General features: G+C 64.4%; 18 protein-coding genes and 1 tRNA gene. 2 read left to right on the top strand and 17 right to left on the bottom strand.

The features are described from left to right. The 6 genes from VN934_00310 to VN934_00285 form a co-directional block, all read right to left on the bottom strand. A partial coding sequence (locus VN934_00310) for a hypothetical protein (protein ID HXM17232.1) occupies positions 1–185 on the bottom strand: 185 nt, incomplete at its 3' end. A gap of 3 nt (positions 186–188) precedes the next feature. Further along, positions 189–2,069, bottom strand: coding sequence for a formate dehydrogenase subunit alpha (gene fdhF / locus VN934_00305; protein HXM17231.1), 1,881 nt, complete (start codon positions 2,067–2,069; stop codon positions 189–191). Positions 2,070–2,085: 16 nt separating this feature from the next. Next, the gene (locus VN934_00300; GenBank protein HXM17230.1) at positions 2,086–2,424 is read right to left on the bottom strand and encodes a hypothetical protein; all 339 of its coding nucleotides are present in this window, start codon (positions 2,422–2,424) and stop codon (positions 2,086–2,088) included. 8 nt (positions 2,425–2,432) lie between these two features. Continuing rightward, the gene (locus VN934_00295) at positions 2,433–3,608 is read right to left on the bottom strand and encodes a sulfite oxidase (GenBank protein HXM17229.1); all 1,176 of its coding nucleotides are present in this window, start codon (positions 3,606–3,608) and stop codon (positions 2,433–2,435) included. Between the two features lie 51 nt (positions 3,609–3,659). Beyond that, a complete protein-coding gene (locus VN934_00290; protein ID HXM17228.1) occupies positions 3,660–4,937 on the bottom strand; it encodes a Glu/Leu/Phe/Val dehydrogenase in 1,278 nt (425 codons plus the stop codon). Positions 4,938–4,990: 53 nt separating this feature from the next. Beyond that, positions 4,991–5,074, bottom strand: a tRNA-Leu gene (locus tag VN934_00285). Positions 5,075–5,194: 120 nt separating this feature from the next. On the opposite strand from VN934_00285, the gene VN934_00280 reads away from it, so the two are divergent. Beyond that, complete coding sequence (locus VN934_00280) at positions 5,195–5,698, top strand: hypothetical protein (protein ID HXM17227.1); 504 nt, start codon at positions 5,195–5,197, stop codon at positions 5,696–5,698. On the opposite strand, the gene VN934_00275 is transcribed toward VN934_00280, so the two are convergent. After that, positions 5,695–7,038 (bottom strand): TldD/PmbA family protein, encoded by a 1,344-nt coding sequence (locus tag VN934_00275; GenBank protein ID HXM17226.1) that lies wholly within the window; start codon positions 7,036–7,038, stop codon positions 5,695–5,697. The two genes, VN934_00280 and VN934_00275, sit on opposite strands and share 4 nt — an antisense overlap. Beyond that, positions 7,028–8,479 carry a TldD/PmbA family protein gene (locus tag VN934_00270; GenBank protein HXM17225.1) on the bottom strand — a complete coding sequence of 484 codons (1,452 nt, stop codon included), beginning with the start codon at positions 8,477–8,479 and terminating at the stop codon, positions 7,028–7,030. The genes VN934_00275 and VN934_00270 overlap by 11 nt, the downstream gene beginning before the upstream one ends. 67 nt (positions 8,480–8,546) lie before the next feature. On the opposite strand from VN934_00270, the gene VN934_00265 reads away from it, so the two are divergent. Then, positions 8,547–9,383, top strand: coding sequence for an IclR family transcriptional regulator (locus VN934_00265; GenBank protein ID HXM17224.1), 837 nt, complete (start codon positions 8,547–8,549; stop codon positions 9,381–9,383). A 23-nt stretch (positions 9,384–9,406) separates the two neighbouring features. Here VN934_00265 and VN934_00260 read toward each other — a convergent pair whose 3' ends face one another. The 9 genes from VN934_00260 to pstC all read right to left on the bottom strand — a co-directional run bounded on the left by VN934_00260 (position 9,407) and on the right by pstC (position 18,315). Next, a complete protein-coding gene (locus VN934_00260) occupies positions 9,407–10,447 on the bottom strand; it encodes a hypothetical protein (protein HXM17223.1) in 1,041 nt (346 codons plus the stop codon). A 57-nt stretch (positions 10,448–10,504) separates the two neighbouring features. Further along, positions 10,505–11,665, bottom strand: coding sequence for a cystathionine gamma-synthase (locus VN934_00255; protein ID HXM17222.1), 1,161 nt, complete (start codon positions 11,663–11,665; stop codon positions 10,505–10,507). 8 nt (positions 11,666–11,673) lie between these two features. Beyond that, on the bottom strand, positions 11,674–13,080 hold the full coding sequence (locus tag VN934_00250) for a cystathionine beta-synthase (protein ID HXM17221.1): 1,407 nt from the start codon (positions 13,078–13,080) through the stop codon (positions 11,674–11,676). 38 nt (positions 13,081–13,118) lie between these two features. Next, complete coding sequence (locus VN934_00245; GenBank protein ID HXM17220.1) at positions 13,119–13,901, bottom strand: ATP-binding cassette domain-containing protein; 783 nt, start codon at positions 13,899–13,901, stop codon at positions 13,119–13,121. After that, positions 13,898–14,704 carry a hypothetical protein gene (locus VN934_00240; protein ID HXM17219.1) on the bottom strand — a complete coding sequence of 269 codons (807 nt, stop codon included), beginning with the start codon at positions 14,702–14,704 and terminating at the stop codon, positions 13,898–13,900. The genes VN934_00245 and VN934_00240 overlap by 4 nt, the downstream gene beginning before the upstream one ends. After that, positions 14,701–15,492, bottom strand: coding sequence for an ABC transporter permease subunit (locus VN934_00235; protein HXM17218.1), 792 nt, complete (start codon positions 15,490–15,492; stop codon positions 14,701–14,703). Before VN934_00235 ends, VN934_00240 begins: the two co-directional genes overlap by 4 nt. A 104-nt stretch (positions 15,493–15,596) precedes the next feature. Beyond that, positions 15,597–16,376: a phosphate ABC transporter ATP-binding protein PstB gene (gene pstB / locus VN934_00230; GenBank protein HXM17217.1), complete on the bottom strand. Its 780-nt coding sequence runs from the start codon at positions 16,374–16,376 to the stop codon at positions 15,597–15,599. Positions 16,377–16,397: 21 nt separating this feature from the next. Further along, positions 16,398–17,261: a phosphate ABC transporter permease PstA gene (pstA, locus tag VN934_00225; GenBank protein ID HXM17216.1), complete on the bottom strand. Its 864-nt coding sequence runs from the start codon at positions 17,259–17,261 to the stop codon at positions 16,398–16,400. Continuing rightward, a complete protein-coding gene (pstC, locus tag VN934_00220; GenBank protein ID HXM17215.1) occupies positions 17,248–18,315 on the bottom strand; it encodes a phosphate ABC transporter permease subunit PstC in 1,068 nt (355 codons plus the stop codon). Before pstC ends, pstA begins: the two co-directional genes overlap by 14 nt. Positions 18,316–18,317: the final 2 nt, after the last annotated feature.

Below are 18,317 nucleotides of genomic sequence, written 5' to 3'. Positions count from 1 at the left end.
TGGCTGATCCAACCGATGCGCCGCGACAGCGCGTGCAGCGCAGGCAGCAGCATGTGCCGGCGTCCGCGCGCCGCATGACCGCTGCGCGCGACATGTCCGGCGCGCGGCTCGGGCCGGCCGAGCAACTCGTCGACCGCAGCGCGTTCTTCGTCGGTGGCGACGGCGTCAGTGAAATGGAGATCCAATTGCTACATCTTTTCGATTCGGACGGCCGACGCCTTGAACTCGGCGGTGCCCGATTTGGGATCGTTTGCTTCGATCGTCAGTACGTTCGTCGGCACGTCGAAGTGGAACGTCATGAAGGCGAGACCCGGCCGCAGTTCATCTGCGATGCGGACGGGCGCGACGATGGAACCGCGCCGCGAGGCGACGCGCACGTCTTCGCCCTCGCTTACCCCGAAGCGCGTCGCGTCGACCGGCGAAAGATCGATCGATTCGCCCCGGCGCAGCGGCGACGAGTAGGCGCCGCTCTGCGCGCCCGTGTTGAACGAGTCGAGCCGGCGTCCGGTGGTCAACATGATCGGATACTCATCCGTGATCTCGTCGACCGGAGGCTCGTGCTCCACGACATGGAACGGAGCCGACGGGCCGCGCACCGGGTTCTCCCAAAGACGCGCATGCAAGAACTGTTCGCCTGGGTGTTTCTCATCGTAGCATGGCCAGCGCAGTCCGCCGCTTTCCTCCAAGCGCCGGTAGCTCATGCCGGCGTGCATCGGACTCAAGGCGCGGACTTCGTTCCACAAATCCTTGGCGGTTGGCTGACCGATGTCGTGCCCAAGCCTTTTGGCCATGTCGCACACGATCGCGATATCGTCGCGCGCAGTGCCGGGCGGTTCCACCGCTTTGCGCACCCGCTGCACGCGGCGTTCGCTGTTCGTGACCGTGCCCTCGGATTCGCACCATCCCGCAGCTGCGGGGAAGACGACGTCGGCGATCTTCGCCGTCTCGGTCAGCGTGAGGTCCTGAACGACGAGATGATCGAGTCCCTCGAGCAGGTGCTCGGAGCGCTGACGGTCGGCCTCCGAAACGAGCGGGTTTTCGCCGATGACGTACAGCGACGTGAGTTCGCCGCGCTCCATGGCGTCGAACATCTCGTTGAGGCGCCAGCCGCGTGTGGCCGGGATCTTCACGCCCCACGCTGTCTCGAACTTCGCGCGCAGAGCGTCATCGGTGACGCTTTGGAAACCCGGCAGCCGGTCCGGGATCGCGCCCATGTCGCCGCCGCCTTGTACGTTGTTCTGGCCGCGCAGGGGATTCAGACCCGATCCGTAGCGTCCGACGTGGCCGGTCAGCAGTGCGAGGTTGATGAGCGCGAAGACGTTGTCCACCGCGGTATGGTGTTCGGTGATGCCGAGCGTCCAGCAGATCTCCGCACGCGCGGCCGACGCATAGGCGGCGGCGACTTCGCGGATGACCTCCGCCGGCACGCCGGTGATCGCCTCCGCACGTTCGGGCGTGTGCGGAGCGACGCTCGCGCGATACACTTCAAAACCCGACGTCGCCCGCGCGATGAACTCGCGGTTCTCCAAGCCGCGCTCGATGATCGTGTGCGCCATGGCGTTGGAGAGCGCGATATCCGTGCCGACGTTGAGACCGAGCCACACGTCAGCCCATTGCGCGGTGCCGGTGCGGCGCGGATCCACGACATAGAGCTTCGCCCCTTTGCGCAGCCCCTTGAGGACGTGGTGGAAAAAGATGGGGTGCGTTTCGCGCGCATTCGAACCCCACAGGATGATCAGATCCGTCTCTTCGATCTCCTGATAGGAACTCGTGCCGCCCCCGGCCCCGAACACCGCCGCCAGACCGGCGACGCTGGGAGCGTGTCAGGTCCTGTTGCAGCTATCGACGTTGTTGCAGCCGATGACGGCGCGTGCGAACTTCTGCGCGAGGTAATTCAGTTCGTTGGTCGTCTTCGAGCAGCTGAAGAGGCCGAAGGCGTTTGGGCCGCGGTTGGCGACTGCGCGCTCGATTCCGGCGGCCGCGCGCTCGAGCGCTTCATCCCATGTCGCAGTGCGCAGGCGTTCGCCGTCGCGCACCATCGGCTCAGTCAGGCGTTCGAACTCTGCCATGCCGCTCTGGTGGCCGCTAAGGGACGGGGATGGCTTCGGGCTCAAATGGCGCCTTGCTCACGGGGAACGAAGCCGCGAGATAATCCGCGATCGCCTGTTTGTCAGCGTCCTTGACGGGCGCGCCGTACTTGATCATCTTGTTGACTTCAGCCAGCCACGTCTTGGGAGCGAGCCGCTGCGACGTGATGATCTGAGCGCTGTGGCAAATCATGCAGTTCTGGATCACGAGTTGGCGCGCCGGTGCGTCGGGGAGCGCGCCCGTGCCCATAATATCGTAGGCGGGCGATACGCCCGCGCTCCAAGCGAACGCTACGGCGGCGATGACCACCAAAGCGAGCAGCGATGGCGCTCTCATATGCGCACTCATGATGCTGCCCCCACATTGATGTTGACTTTCATGATCGCGTTGTTGATGTAGCCGGACGGATTCCATGCAGCTGTTTCGGGTTGGACCGCCCCGGTTTCGTCCGTCGCTCGCGCTGCGATCGTGTGCGGGCCTTGAGTAAGGTTGGTTTTGTACGAGAAGCGTCGCCACGAGTACGGCGCTTGCTCGGAGCCTAACTGGGCGGACATCCACGCGCCATCGTCGACCGACACTTCCACGCTCCTGATGGTCGGTAAGCCGGAAAACGCCACGCCTTCGACGGCGAGGCTGCCTGAAGTCAGTCGCCTGCCGTCAAGCGGATTCGTGATGATAGATTTGACGTTCATCGCGGACAGCCGGTGCGTTTGATCGAGCGGCACGGCGACACCGGGCGCTCCAGGGTTGTTCGGATAGCGATATGCCGAAGCGGTCCAGAAGCCGGCATCGTCCTCGGTGCCGACGTTGCGCACCTCGATGGTGTGCAGCCATTTCATCCAATGATCGCCGGCCCAGCCGGGCACGATCATGCGCAGCGGCGCGCCGTGCAATTCCGGGAGCGGCTTGCCGTTCATCTCGTAGGCGAGGATCGTGTAGGGATCCATCGCTTTATCCATTGGAAATCCGCGCACGAACTTGGGCGTCGCTTTGAGCACCGGCTCGTCGTGACCCCGGATGATGAGAAACTTGGCGTCGGTCGCCAGATCCGCCTCCTTCAAAACGTCTGCGAGGCGCACACCGGTCCACTTGGCGTTGCCGACCGCGCCATAGCGCCATTGGGCACCGGGGACTTTCGGCGTGTAGAGGGAGCGCCCGTTGCCCGCGCACTGGAGCACGCAGCTGACGCTCACCTGCTCGAAGCCATGCTTGAGATCGCGCAGGCTCAGTTGCAGTGGCGCGTTCACCGTTCCCCAGACGCCGAGCCGCCACGCAGCTGCATCGATGGGCGCCCGCGGCGGACCCATGTGACTGCGCACGAAGAACCATTCGTTGCGCGTCAGCCACGCGTCGTTGAGCTGCTCCAGCGGGGTTTCAAGATCGGCCGGTTGGTGATTGACCTCGAGCATGTAGCCTTTCCCTAATGCGAGGGAAGGCCAGACGGTGGCGCCGGTAGCCGCGGCACCTCCGGCTGCCACGAGTCCAAGGAATTCGCGTCGCGCGAAGGGTTGAGATCGCATGGTCCGCGCCCTCCCTCGATGTCCTATGCCAGACTTTGCTCCGGCTCCCGCCTATGGATACACCCCGCGCAGCTTGGTCGCCTCCGCCACACGGCCCACGGCGACGACGTACGCCCCGCGGCGCATGTCGCACTTGAGGCGCTTGGCTTGCTCCAACGTCTCGCGGAACGCCCGCACCATCTTGCGCTTCAGACGCTCGTTGATCTCGTCTTCCTCCCAGAAGCTTTCCTGGAGGTCTTGCACCCACTCGAAGTACGACACGCTGACGCCGCCGGCGTTGGCCAAGATGTCCGGCAGCACCATAATGCCGCGTTCGAAGAGAATCGCATCGGCCTCGGGCAATGTCGGACCGTTAGCCGCTTCGGCGATGATCTTCGCCTTGATGCGCGGCGCGTTCTCCGCGGTGATGACTTTTTCGAGCGCTGCCGGAACCAGCACGTCGCAATCGTATTCCAGCACTTCCTTGTTGGAACAACTCTGACCGCCGGAGAACCCGACCACCGTGCCCGTCTCGCCCTTGAAAGCGATGAGTTTGGGGACGTCGAGTCCTTTTGGATTGGCCACGCCGCCCTGGCTATCCGAAACGGCGACAATCGTGTATCCGTCGGCCGCCATCAGCTCCGCCGCGTGCAGACCGGCGTTGCCGAAGCCTTGAATCGCCACGCGCGTGCCGGCAGGCGTACGCCCGAGCTCCTTGAGCGCCTCGTTCACGACGTGCAGACACCCGCGCGCGGTCGCCTTGTCGCGCCCAAGCGATCCGCCGATCGCCAGCGGCTTGCCCGTGACCACGCCCGGAATGGTGTAGCCCTTTTGCATGGAGTAGGTGTCCATGATCCACGCCATGATCTGCGGTGTGGTATAGACGTCGGGCGCGGGGATGTCTTTCTCCGGCCCGATGATGATGGAGATCTCGCTCGTATAGCGGCGCGTGATGTTCTCGAGTTCTTGCATCGACATGTGCTTGGGATCGCAGATGACGCCGCCTTTCGCGCCCCCGAACGGGATGTTGACGAGCGCGCATTTCCAGGACATCCACATGGCGAGCGCTTTGACCTCGTCGAGGGTCACGTCGGGATGGAATCGGATGCCGCCCTTGCCTGGCCCGCGCGAAAGATTATGCTGAACGCGATACCCCTCGAACACTTTGAGCGTACCGTTGTCCATGCGCGTCGGGATCGAGACGGTCAGGACACGCTTGGGTTCGCGCAGGTATGCATGGACGGAGTCGTCGAGCCCGATGAAGGTGGCGACTTCGTCGAGCTGGCGCTGCGCCATCTGCCAGACATTGGACGCGGACTGGGCTGCGGAGCGATCGAGTGTGGACGCCATAAAACCCCCTGGAATATCGATCTTGTAGTGCCGGGGCTTTAGCCCCGGACGCGTGCCGAAGACAGGACTTGAACCTGCACGTCCTTTCGGACACAAGTACCTGAAACTTGCGCGTCTGCCAGTTTCGCCACTTCGGCGGGACGTGTAGGATTGGCCACCGTGCCGCTGGCGCCCTCCGGGACGGCTTTTCCAAGCCATAGTAGCGTTCCGAGCGCAACTCGGAGAACTAAATCAGCCGCATTCGGCGTTTTATTGACGTGAAGAAATCAGTCGCCTTATTTTGCCTGAGCGCGCTTGCCGCGCTGGTGCCTGCACTTGTCCTCGCCGCCGCCCCAGTGCCCTACTTGCCCGTTCCTAAAGGCGCTGCGGTCATCCTCAATACCGGATCGACGAACGCGCTGGGATATCGCATCGTCGTGCAGTCATCGGGAGTCGCCGAATACGTGGCGGGCAATACGCGAGCCAAGGCTCGCGTGTCGGCCGCTGTGGCCAACAAATTCTTCGCTGACATGCGCGCTGGTGCGCGCCTCTCGCAAATGCCCATCATGCAATGCATGAAGAGCGCATCGTTCGGCACCTCGACCTTCGTCTGGTGGCGCGGGCAGCGCTCGGGCGACCTCGAATGCGCGGCTGACGCGCGGGGCAAGGCTCTCGCGAGCGACGTCTCAGCGATCGCGCAAGCACTCAAGATCGAGACGCACGCAAAGCGCATGCTCCCGACGAACGAACCGCGCCGCCCGCTGACCGAACCCTCTCGCTAGAACTCGGTGCCGCTGGAGAAGTGGAAGCCTTCGATCTTCGCGGCCGGCACGACGTGAGCATCCGAACGCACTTGTTCGCGGCCGAGTTCACAGCGGCCGAGCGCGCCGAGGATGGACTCGTTGAAGCGCATGTTCTTGAGGCCGTGCGCGATCTGCCCGTGCTCGATCAAGAATAGGCCGTCTCGGGTCATCCCGGTGATGATCGTCTGCTTTTGGTCGACCATCCGGATGTACCAAGTACGCGAGACGAGCACGCCGTGCTGCACGCTTGCGACCAATTCTGCCTCCGATCTCTCGCCCGGGTCGACGATGACGTTCAAGGGCAGCGGCCCTTCGGGGTTGGGCGCAGGCAGTGCGTGCCCGGTGTTGTCATGGTTCAGTTTCGCCGCGTAGTACGAGTCATAGACCACGTCTTTGGCCATTCCGTCGCCGATCAACGTCACGGGCCAGCGCGGCGCGCCCTCGGCGTCAAACGGCACGCCGTTCGTCAGCGGGTGGGTGAAGTCGTCGCGGATGGTGACGTTGCTGCCGACGATAAGCTGACCGAGCTTGCCGCTCATGAACGAGGAGCCTTGCTCGAATGGCTGCGCGCCGAAGCCGATCCACGATAGATAGATGAGGAATTCTCGAAAAGCCGGCGCTTCGAGGATCACGGTGTACTCGCCGGGCTCGAGCACGTGTGGTTTCGCGCCCGCGGCCGCCTTCTGCGCCGCGCGCTCGGCCTGCTTGCGCGGCGAGAGGTCGCTGAAGCGCCGCGAGAAGCCCTCGGCATAGCCGCTCGAGTCATCGCCCATCGCCTTGATGTTCATGCCCGCGTCGGTCGCCTGGAAAAAGCGCGACACGCCTTTGGAGTTCGCGACGGCGAATGTATCGCGCCGGCTGGATACATAACCCGCGGCATGGAGATTGCGGGGCTTCATCACGCCTGCGATTTCGCGCACCGCGTCCGCGCGCGCTTGCGCGCTCAAGCTCGCGGTCGCCTCGTCGTATGGCGCGGGGATATCGTCGAACGGGCTGTTGTCCGATGGCAAGCCTGGGAAATGCTCATCCTCCGGAGACAAGCGAGCGTTCTCCAGAGCCCTCCCGGCGGCGTCCGCCACGCCGGCTGGGTCGAGTCGCGTGGTTGAGACGACGCCCTGGCGCTTGCCGACCACGGCGCGAATGCTCAATTGCCAAGCGTTTTCGGCGACGTTTTCATGGATGTAGTTGTGCGTGAAGCGCGTGAGAGAAGCGTCGCTGCCGAAGACGAGCACTTCAGTCTCGTCGGCCTTCGACACGGCGAGCGCGCTGCGAAGCACCTCATCCAGCGCCGCGCGATCGGTTCCGAGATCAACCGGCATAGCCGACCCCCACGTTCACGTTGCGAAAGCGCGTCGGCGATGCGCCCTGCGCCGAGCGCGCGGTCTGCATCGGCTCGCCCTTGCCGCAGTTTGGCGTGCCGTGCGCGGTCCACGAAGCCTTGTCGCCGATGGCGTCGCACGATTGCCAGAATGTCGGCGTCATGCCGGCGTAGGTCGGATTCTTGAGCAGCCGCCCTTTCTTGCCGTCTTTGATCTCGTAGCCGATCTGACACCCGAACTGGAAGTTGAGCCGCTTGTCGTCGATCGACCACGAGCGGTTGCTCTCCATGAACACGCCCTGCTTGATGCCGTCGTACAGGGCTTCTTCGGGCGTCGTTCCCGGCTGCAGGTTGACGTTGCCGATGCGGATCATCGGCAACCGGCCCCAGTATTCGGCGCGCACGCAACCGGCAAGCTCCACGTTCGCGGTTTGCGCGGTGTCGCGGCCGGCCATGTACCCGACCAGCGTGCCGTTCCGTATGAGGTCGACGGACTTGGCGCGCGTGCCCTCGTCGTCGTAGCCGTGGGTGGCGAAACCCAAGGGGCAGGTCATGTCGCACACGACGGTGACCAGCGGACTAGCATATCGAAACGTTCCGAGTTTGTCGAGCGTTGCGAACGAGGTCCCTGAGAAATTAGCCTCCCAGCCGAGCACGCGGTCCAGCTCAAGGGCGTGGCCTATGGATTCGTGGATCTGCAGCGACACTTGGTCGCTCGACAGCACGATGTCCATCGTTCCGGAGGGACACTGGTCCGCGCTCAGCAGCGCGACCGCCTCTTCGCCGACGCGTTGGGCGTTTTCCAGCAGGTGCGCCTTCTTGATGATCTCGTAGCCGCCGGTTTGATAAAGTCCGTTGGTACCCGGATAGGTGCGGTCCTGGACATCCGAGCCGCTGACGGCCAGCGCGGAAAGCGCCGTGCCGCACTGCCAAAGGTCCTGCTCGATCCGGCTCCCCTCGGTGCTCGCGTAGATCTTCTTCGTCCGCCAGATGTCCATCCATGCGCGCGCGACCGTCACGCCCTTGACGGAGCGAACCGCGGCCTCGACATCGAGCAAGTATTTGACGCGTTCGCTCGGAGCAATGGAAGACGGGTCGATTTCGAATGGCGTGGCGTACGTGTCGATGAACTTGCCGGCCGGCAGCAGGTGCAGCCCCTGCGCCTTGACGCTTGCGCTTGCTTTGGCGATTTCGACCGCGCGCGCGGCGACGCTGTCGATCTCCGCAACCTCGATGTTGGCCGACGACGCGAAGCCCCATGCGCCGTTGAAAAGAGCGCGCACGGAAAAGCCGCTGCTGTCGGCGTCGCTCAAGCTGACGACGACGCCGTTGCGGACTTCGAGGTGTTCGTCGCGGACGACGCCGAAGCGGACGTCGGCGTAGTCCGCGCCCCGCGCACTGGCCGTGTCGAGGGCGCGTTGCGCTTCGCTTTCAAATTGCACGATCAGTCCTACCTAGCGGTTCGTAGAAGGCAGGCCATAGCAGCCGTCCCCTGTAAAGATTTGACGGATGTTCACGCCAGAGAACGGTGAGGCCAACCGGGCGAACGGCGAAAAAGATTCGAGCGTCAGCGGCGCGGCACCCGCGTTGGTCCCCGCCGTGGCAAAGGCTTTCCGAGTTCTGGAGGCGCTGAGCACCGCAGGGGAGCCGCTCGGGGTTTCGCAGCTGGCGAGACGCTTGAGTCTCGGCAAGAGCACGGTCCATGGGCTGCTGAACACGCTCGAGGCGCTTGGCATGATCGAGTCGCCGAACGGCCTCAAACGATACCGAGTGGGGCGCGGCTTGCATGCGCTGGTCTCCCGCTCGCTCGGGCGGCACGATTTGCGCGAGCTGGCCAGGCAGAGCTTGGAAAGGCTTGCTGCTCAGACCGAACAGACCAGCTTCCTGGGCATCCCTTCAGACGGCCAAGTCACCATTTTGGACCTGGTCCATGGCCGCCCCACCATGTCGATCTCGGCTCCCATTGGATCTTCCATCCCATTGATGGCGGGGGCCGTCGGCAAAGCGGTTCTGGGAGCGTGGGATTCGCAAGAGCGCGAGGCGTTTCTGAGTTCCACGCGTCTGCGGCCATTCACCGCGAACACGATCACCGATCCGGACCGGATGCGGCAAGCCGCCGAAGAAGCGGCTGCCGCCGGCGCGGCGATCGACGTGGATGAATACGTCGACGGCATGCGCGCCGCCGCTGCGCCGATCTTCGGGCCGCCGAAACAGTTGGTCGCCGTCATTTGGGTCGCCGGTTTTTCGCGTCACGTCGATCGCGAGCAATTGACGGAAATCGCCGGGGCGGTGGGCCGCGAGGCGGCTGATATGTCGCGCCTCATGGGCGCGCAAATAGAAGCCTGACCTAGAGGACCGGCGCTTACGGCTTACGGCCGGGCCGACATCACCAGCAGCACGAACGAGCCCGGCACCATGCTCCGGCGCGGTTGCGTGTCGCCCGGAGCCGGCGTCGCGGGGACGTATTTCGCCGCGGCTAGATATATGTCGTGGTCGATCGTGTCGAGCGCCATCGTGCGCGCGGAGTCTTGCGTCTTCGTGGTCTGCACGACGTCGAACTTGTCCGCCGTATCCTCGCGGATGATGGTGAGCGTGCCGTCGAAAGCCGGTGCGAACACCAGCCGCGTGACCGGGTCGAACGCCACCGCGTCGCAGAAGTCGCCGATCGGCACCGTCGCTATTACATTGCCGCTGTCGGCGTCGACGATCATCATGTTCTTGCTGTCGGCGCACGCGGAGAACAGCCTGCGGCTTTTCTGATCCATGCCAAGACCCGTAGGCGACTTGCACGCAGGCAGCAGCCAGGTGTTCTTCACCGTCGCTGTGCGAGCGTCGATGACGCTCAGTTCCCCCTTGTCCTCGATGTTGACGAAGAGCATCCCCTTGCCGTCCGGCGCGGCGAACTCCGGCCTGCCGTCCAAGGGGATGGTGGCCACCACGGTCGATGTCGCCGCATCGATCACCGTCGCGCTATTGGCGCGGCCGTTGAAGCTGAAGACGCGCTTGGAAGCTGGATCGTAGACGATCGCATCAGGAGTCGGGTTGGTACCGTCGATCTTGATGCGCCCGGTTTCTGCGAGCGTTCTCGTGTCGAACACCGTCACCGTGTTCTCGCGGCCGTTGCTCGTGAAACCCTTGTTGAACTCCGGCGCCAGGGCTACGCCATGCACGCCGGGCGTATTCGGTATTGACCCGATGACCGTGCCCTTGTATGGGTCGACCACGTCGACCCGAGTCGAGCGCGGGATGAACATCCGCTTGCCGACGGGGTCAAAGGTCAGATAGTCCCAACCGCCCTCGCCGCCCAAGGCGTAGGTGTGCTTCAATTCATATTGCGCGGTGGGAGCGGCAACGGCAGAAATGGCGAGCAGGCAAACGCATGCGAGCGTGAAGGCAAGTCCTCGTAGCATTGCGATCCTTTCGACGGTTTCCGGGGCTAAAGCCCCGGCACTACATCAGGGCGCGTTTTAGACGGGGGCGAGGGAGCGGGTCGCGGCGAGCGCATGCTCGATGTCGGCGACGAGATCGGTCGCCGACTCGATCCCAACGGAGAAGCGCAACAGCCCTTCGGTCACGCCGCGCGCTTCGCGCACTTCCTTCGGAATCGAACCATGCGTCATCGACGCGGGGTGACAGACTAGCGACTCGACGCCGCCCAGGCTCTCGGCGAGCGCGAAGAGCTTCGTCTGCGATGCGAACGCGCGCGCCCGTTCCGGTCCGCCTTTGAGCACGGCGGACACCATGCCCCCGAAACCACGCATCTGGCGCTGCGCGAGCTCGTGCTGCGGATGTGCCGGCAAACCGGGATAATACACGCGCGCGACGTCGGCATGGCCGTCCAAGTACGCCACCACCGCCCGCGCGTTGCGTTCGTGCTCGCGCATGCGGATCTCGAGCGTCTTGACGCCGCGCAGCACCAAGAAGCAATCGAACGGGCCAGGCACGCCGCCGACCGCGTTCTGATGGAACTTGACGATGTCGTGCAGCTCCTTTTTGTTGGAGGCGACGAAACCCCCCACTGCGTCCGAATGGCCGCCGATATATTTGGTCGTCGAATGGACCACGAGATCAGCCCCGAGATCCAGCGGCGTCTGCAGATACGGCGTCGCGAACGTGTTGTCCACCGCCAGCAGCACGCCGTGCTTGCGGCAGCCGGCCGCGATGGCGCCGATATCGGCCAGACGCAGCAGCGGGTTGGTCGGCGTTTCGAGCCAGACCATGCGCGTCGAAGCGCGCATCGCCGACTCGACGTTGCGCACGTCGGTCGCGTCGACATAGGTGAACGTCAGACCATAACGCGCGAGCACCTTGTCGAAAAGCCGGAACGTGCCGCCGTACAAGTCATCGCTGACGATCACGTGATCGCCTTGCGAAAGGATGTTCATCACCGCCGCCGTGGCGGCCATGCCGCTTGCGAAACACAGCCCGAACTGCGCGTTCTCGAGCGACGCCAAGCAGCGCTCGAGCGCGACGCGCGTCGGATTCACGGTCCTGGAGTAATCAAAGCCTTTGTGGACGCCCGGCGCGGATTGCGTGTAGGTCGACGTCTGGTAGATCGGCACGATGGTCGCGCCGGTCGTCGGATCGGATTCTTGCCCGACATGTATGGCCCGCGTAGCAAAGTCCATGCGATCCTCTAATTCGCCGAGAGGTACGAGATGATGTCCATCTTGGTGAGCACGCCGATGGGGTGCCCCTTGCGCGCGACGACCACAGCCGCGTGGCCGAGCGAAAGCTCCTTGAAAGCGCGTTCGACCTCATCGAGCTCGTCGAGCACCGGAAACGGACGCGCCATGACGTCTTTGACCGCGGCGTGCGCGACGTCGGCGCGGTCGTAGATCAGCTGCATGACCGAGACCTCGTTGATGCTGCCGACCATGTCGCCGGCGGCATTGACGATTGGGATCTGCGAGATCTGGAATTCCCGCATCAGTTCGATGCCGCGCTTGACCGGATCCTCGGGTGATAGCGTGATCATCGGGGGCAGCTCGCCCTTGGCGGCCAGCACGTCGCTCACCCGCGCAGCGCGCCCGTGCTCTCCGAGAAAACCGTTGGCGCGCATCCATTCGTCGTTGAAGATCTTCGAGAGATACCCGCGACCGTTGTCCGGAAGCAGCACCACCATGATCGCGTCGGCCGGCAATTCGCGCGCGACGCGCACGGCGGCGACCACCGCGGTTCCCGAGGAGCCGCCCACCAGCAAACCCTCTTCGCGGCAGATGCGCCGCGCCATAAGGAACGACTCTTTGTCGGAAACCCGCTCGATGCGATCGATCGATTTCAGATCTACGGTCGCGGGCAAGAAGTCTTCTCCGATGCCCTCGACCTTATACGATTTCGCCGTGTCGCCCGAATAAATAGAGCCTTCGGGGTCAGCGCCCACCACCAGCACGCGCGGGTTTTGCTTCTTGAGGTAGTGCGCCACTCCTGAGATGGTCCCGCCGGTGCCGATGCCGCTCACGAAATGCGTCAGCTTGCCCGCGGTCTGCTGCCAGATCTCCGGACCGGTCGTCCGCTCGTGCGCCATCGGGTTGAGCATGTTCGCGAATTGATTGGGTTGAAACGCGCCGGGTATCTCACTTGCCAGCTTGGCCGCGACGCCGTAATACGACTCCGGACTGCTGGCGGGCACTTTGGTCGGCGTGATCACCACCTCCGCGCCGTACGCGCGCAGCAGTCTGATTTTTTCCTCACTCACTTTGTCCGGCATGACCAAGATGCAGCGGTAGCCCTTGATGGCGGCCACCATGGCAAGCCCGGTGCCGGTGTTGCCGGAGGTCGCTTCGACGATCGTGCCGCCGGGGCGCAGCAAGCCGCGCTCTTCAGCATCGGCGACCATCGTGAGCGAGGGCCGATCTTTGACCGAGCCGCCCGGATTCACCAACTCGATTTTGGCCAGCACCGTGCACTTCGCGCCATCCATCACGCGCTTGAGGCGCACGAGCGGGGTGTTCCCGACGACGTCGAGCGCTGAATCGTAGTAATGCATGCCATCGGGCTGCAGCGGCCCGAGGATGGTCGAGGCGTCGAGCGTGGTCTTCAATGGCATGTCCTTTTCCGGGGGTATGAGCCTCGGCACTACTACGATGCGCGACCGGCGAGGAAGTCTTCCGTCCGCGCGTTCGCGGGCCTGCTGAAAAGGACCGGCGTGTCCCCCGCCTCGATGATCTCGCCCCCCGCCATGTAGCACGTGACATCGGAGAGCCTCGCTGCTTGCTGCAGATCGTTGGTCGCCAAGAGCACCGTGCAATCGCGCCGCAGGCGCGCGATGATGTCTTCGATGCCACCGGCCGCAATGGGGTCTAATTCGAAAGTCGGGTCGTCGAACAACAGCACTTCGGGATCAACCGCAAGCGCCCGCGCGATGCACAAGCGCTGCTGGAGGTCGATGGGCAGCGAGTCCGCCGGCTTGAGCATCGAGCCGCTGGCGATAGTATATTCCCACAAGAGCGTGCGGCGCAGCGCGCGCTCGCAGCCGTCCTCGAGCTCCCGTCGGTCGCGAATGCCTTGCGCGCGCATGCCGAACACCGCGTTGTCAGCGACCGTGCCGGGCATGACGGTGGGGCGGGGGAAGATCATACCGACACGACGGCGCAACGCATACACGTCGACGCCCGACGCCAACATCTCAACCCCATCGAGTTTCACACTGCCGTTGATGCGAACCGATTCGTCGAGATCGTGCAGGCGGTTGATCGCCCGCAGCAGCGTCGTCTTGCCGCAGCCGCTCGCTCCGATCAGGGCGATGGTCGTGCGGTGCGGAACTTTCAAAGAGGCTTTGTTCAAGGCTACGGCTTCAGCGTAGCGCACGCTCACGTCGCTCAGTTCGACTTTCGGGCCCGTCCAGGCGAGCGTCGCCTTCATGTTGGTTTCGGATTCGCGGCGCGCGGGGTCAGAGCATGCGCGACGCTTCGCAACAACAAGATAATGAGGGTGAGGATCAGCGTCGCCGCTGACACAGCGCTCAAGTCGGCGTGAGCTGACGCACGCGTCCAAAGATCGACGGCGAGAGGCCAAGCCCCAAGCGTGCTGGCTTTCAAATGCGAGCCTCCAAGCGCCGCGCGCGAAGCGACGGCCAGCGCTGCGGTTTCACCGAGCATCTGGGCGGCCGTGGTGAGCACCGCCGCGACCAGGCCTTTGGCTGCTGCCCTCGCGAGCACGAAAAAGAAGATGTGGACCGGACCGGCGCCCGTGGCGGCGGCGGCTTGGAGACGGACGACCGATACCGCGCGAAGGGCGCGCGCGAATCGGCCGGTGATGGCCGGAAGATTGACGACGATCAGCGCGAGCGACGCCGAGAGGATGTCTGGCCGGTAGCCGGCGGAGACCACCACGATTAGGATGACGGTGCCCACCACCACCGAAGCCGTGGCGATCCGCGAATCTGCCGCCGGTTCCGTGAACTTGGCCAGGAATCCGCCGATCTTCGCATCGATCGCGGCGCCGGCGGCCGCGAAGCCCAGGAGCGCGACCGCCGGCAGTGCGATAGCCAAGACGACGGCCGACGCTTCAAGCGCAAGCCAGATCCCCACCGGGGCCGGTGCCTGCAGCACCCAAAGGAAGTCATTCCAACCGTTGATGCCTAAGCCCGCGGCCACGAGCGCCAGCGCCGCCACGCAAAACCCGGCGCAGGACCACAAAGCCGCGAGCGGCATTTTCGCGCTCACGACGCGCTCCGCTCAACGCCCCGGCTCAATATCACCGGAATCAACCCAAGGACGAGGAGCACCAGGCACGCAGGTGCGAGCGCTACGGCCTCCACCCCATCCGCGCCGCCGGCGAGCACGACAGCGGCGAGCGTCGCGGGGCCGGCCGAGCCGTTGGGGTCAGGCACGTTGGCGAAGATGACTTGCGCTGCTGTTGCTTCGCCGATGGCGGCGGCGAACGCCGCGAGGAATGCGGCCGCGATGCCGCGTCGGGCCGCCGGAAAAATCGCGCTAAAGGCGATTCTCACCGGATCAGCACCGGTTGCCGCGGCCGCTTGGCGCAGATCGGGCGGTAACTTCGCCAGTTCCCGCAGCGCGTGCCGGCTCGCGAGCGGCGTCGCAAGGATCGCGACCGCCAGCGTCACCGGAACGAACGGTCCGGCTCCGGCGACCCCGTGCCAGTACGCGAGCAGCCCCACCATGGCCACACCGACTGCGATCGCCGGCGTTGATGAAAGAATTCCGACGATCACGAGCAGCAGACGGCGCGTACCCGCTGACGCGACCGCGTGAGCCAGCAGGGCGAGGCCCGTTCCCGCGGTTGCGCCGATCAGTGTGGCGATGAGCCCGATGCCGATCGTGGCGATCGCGAGAGGTACTAGCGCTGTGTACCGTTCGGGCGCCGAATAACCCGCCATGGCGACAAGCGTCGCAGCGCCAAGCACGGCGCCAAGCAGCCAGGGAATGCAGATCACCAGCGATGCGCACAATCGTGCGAACCACACAAACGCGCGCTCGAAGAAACCCACGCGCTTGCCTTGGCCGAGGTGCCTAGGATTTCCTTACGGGGGCTTCTCCGAGCTCGCTTCGCTCGCTCGGAACACTACATTCCGTAGTTTCTGAGCGACCTAAACTATCCGAAGCGGCCGGTGATATAGTCTTCCGTACGCTTGTCTGTCGGCGTGGTGAACATCTTCGACGTGACGTCAAATTCGATGAGTTCGCCGGTCGCAGACTCGCCGGCCAGCATGAAGCCGGTGAAATCGGACACGCGCGCCGCTTGCTGCATGTTATGGGTGACGATGATGATCGTGTAGGCGCCTTTGAGCTCGCGCATCAGCTCTTCGATCTTCGTGGTCGATATCGGATCCAGCGCAGACGCCGGCTCGTCCATGAGCAGCACCTCCGGCTCGACCGCGAGCGCGCGAGCGATGCACAAACGCTGCTGCTGACCGCCGGATAGCGACAATCCGGACTCTTGCAGTTTATCTTTCACTTCGTCCCATAGCGCCGCCCGTTGCAAGCTGGTCTCGGCCACTTCCCGCAACGCCGCTTGACCGCGGACCTTGCCGGTCAGTTTCACGCCGGCTATCACGTTGTCGTAGATGGACATCGTCGGGAACGGATTCGCTCGCTGGAACACCATGCCGACACGGCGGCGCGTATCGGTCGGGTCGACGCCCGGACTATAGAGATTCTGGTTGTCGAGCAGCACCTCGCCCTCGACCCGCGCGTTCGGGATGACTTCGTGCATGCGGTTCAGGCACCGTAGCAGCGTCGTCTTGCCGCAACCGGACGGCCCGATGAGCGCGGTGATGGCGCCCGTCTGGAACTCCACATTGACGTCGCGTACCGCCAGATGCGGGCCGTAGTAGGCGTTCAAGGATTTCGTTTGGATTGCGGTTGTGGCCACGGAGCGTTCCTGCCTTACTTCTTAGCGGGCGTGGATCTGCGACGAGAATGCAAGCCGTGCGATGAGATTCAGCGCGAACACCAGCACGACGAGGACGAAGGCGCAACCCCACGCGATCTGCTGCCAGTCGGGGTAGGGTGAAATCGCGTAGTTGAAGATGAGCAGCGGCAGCGCGGCGGTCGGCCCGAACACGGTTTTGGCCCAGAACTGGCTGCCGAACGCCGTGAACAGCAGCGGCGCCGACTCTCCCGCGACGCGGGCGACTGCGAGCAGGGTGCCGGTGACGATGCCGGGGCGCGCGCTCGGCACGGTGACGATCATGGTCGCTTTCCAAGCCGGCAATCCCAAAGCCAGCGCGCCTTCGCGGATCGTCGAAGGGACGAGGCGCACGGCCTCCTCGGTCGTACGCACGACGATCGGCAGCATGATCACCGCCAACGCGACCGATGCGGACAGCGCCGAGAATTTCCCGATGGGCAGCACCACCAGCGCATACGCGAACACGCCGATGGCGATGGAAGGCATGCCCGTCAACACGTCGCTGAAGAAGCGCACCGACGCGGCCAAGCGCCCCCGGCCGAACAACGCGAGGTAGATGCCGGCGATCACGCCGATGGGCACCGCTGCCAGGGACGCCATTAGGATGATCTCGCCGCTGCCCACGATCGCGTTGGCGACGCCCCCGCCCTCCATGCCGACCGGCATCGGCAACTTCGTGAAGAACGCCCAATTGAGCGCCTTCGCTCCGCGTGTGACGACGAACACGACGATGAGCGCGAGCACGGTGGCAGCAAGGCCGGCGCACAACGCCGCGACGACCGACATGAAAGCGCTCCAGAAACGGCGGACGAGCAGCGATTTCAGCATCGCGCTAGCGTCCCACACGCCGGCTGACGCTCCACACCAAAAGCCGCGCGACGACGTTGACGATCAGGCTGACGACGAAGAGCAACAGTCCGATCTCGATCAGCATCGAGATGTAGACTTTGCCGGTCGCTTCTGAGAATTCGTTGGCGAGCACGCTTGCCATCGTGTAACCGGGCGCGAAGAGCGACGCCGCGATTGCGGGCTTGTTGCCGATGACCATGACCACGGCCATCGCTTCGCCGAGCGCGCGTCCCACGCCGAGCACGAGTGCGCCGAGGACGCCGGAGCGCGCGTATGGCAGCACCGCCTTTGTGAGCATCTCCCACTTGGTCGCGCCGAGCGCGAGCATGCCTTCGCGCTGTTCGTTGGGCACTGCCTCGAAGACGTCACGCGAGATCGCGGCGACGGTGGGAACGACCATGATGGCCAAGATGATGCCGCCGGTCAACATGCCGACGCCGTAGATCGGCCCCTGGAACAGCGGCAAGAACCCGAACGTCTTGGCGAGCGCGGGCTCGATGTAAACGCGCATGAACGGCGCGAGCGCGAAGAGCCCCCACACGCCGTACACGACACTGGGCACCGCGGCGAGCAACTCGACGAGCATGGCCACTGGGGTCGCTAAGCGACGCGGGGCCAGTTCCGCTAAGAAGAGCGCTGCGCCGATCCCGATAGGCCCGGCGACCACCAGCGCGATGATCGACGTGACGAGCGTGCCGTACACGAACGACAGGACGCCGAACTGTCCGTCGTTGGGACTCCAGACCTGACTGAGCAATGGCTTGATGCCGGTGGCCTGGATCGCGGGAATCGCGGCTTTGAGGAGCACGAGGAAAAGCGCGACGACGACCGCGAGCACGATCCACGCCGCCGCATACAAGAGAATCGAGAATATCCGGTCGCCCAACGGGGACGACCGCACATGCGGCGTGCGCTGAACTTTCGAGGCGGTCGCGCTCGCGAGTTCAACGGTTTCTTGTGACATGCTCCCCGCTGAAGTCAGGTAAGGCGGTGGGCCCAGGTTTGTCGCCTGGGCCAACACCGCCTCTTCGACGTCGTGCGTCCCGCGCACGC

Source organism: Candidatus Tumulicola sp., from assembly GCA_035601835.1.
Classification (GTDB): Bacteria; Vulcanimicrobiota; Vulcanimicrobiia; order Eremiobacterales; family Eremiobacteraceae; genus DATNNM01.
This window is presented reverse-complemented; position numbering and strand designations above follow the sequence as displayed.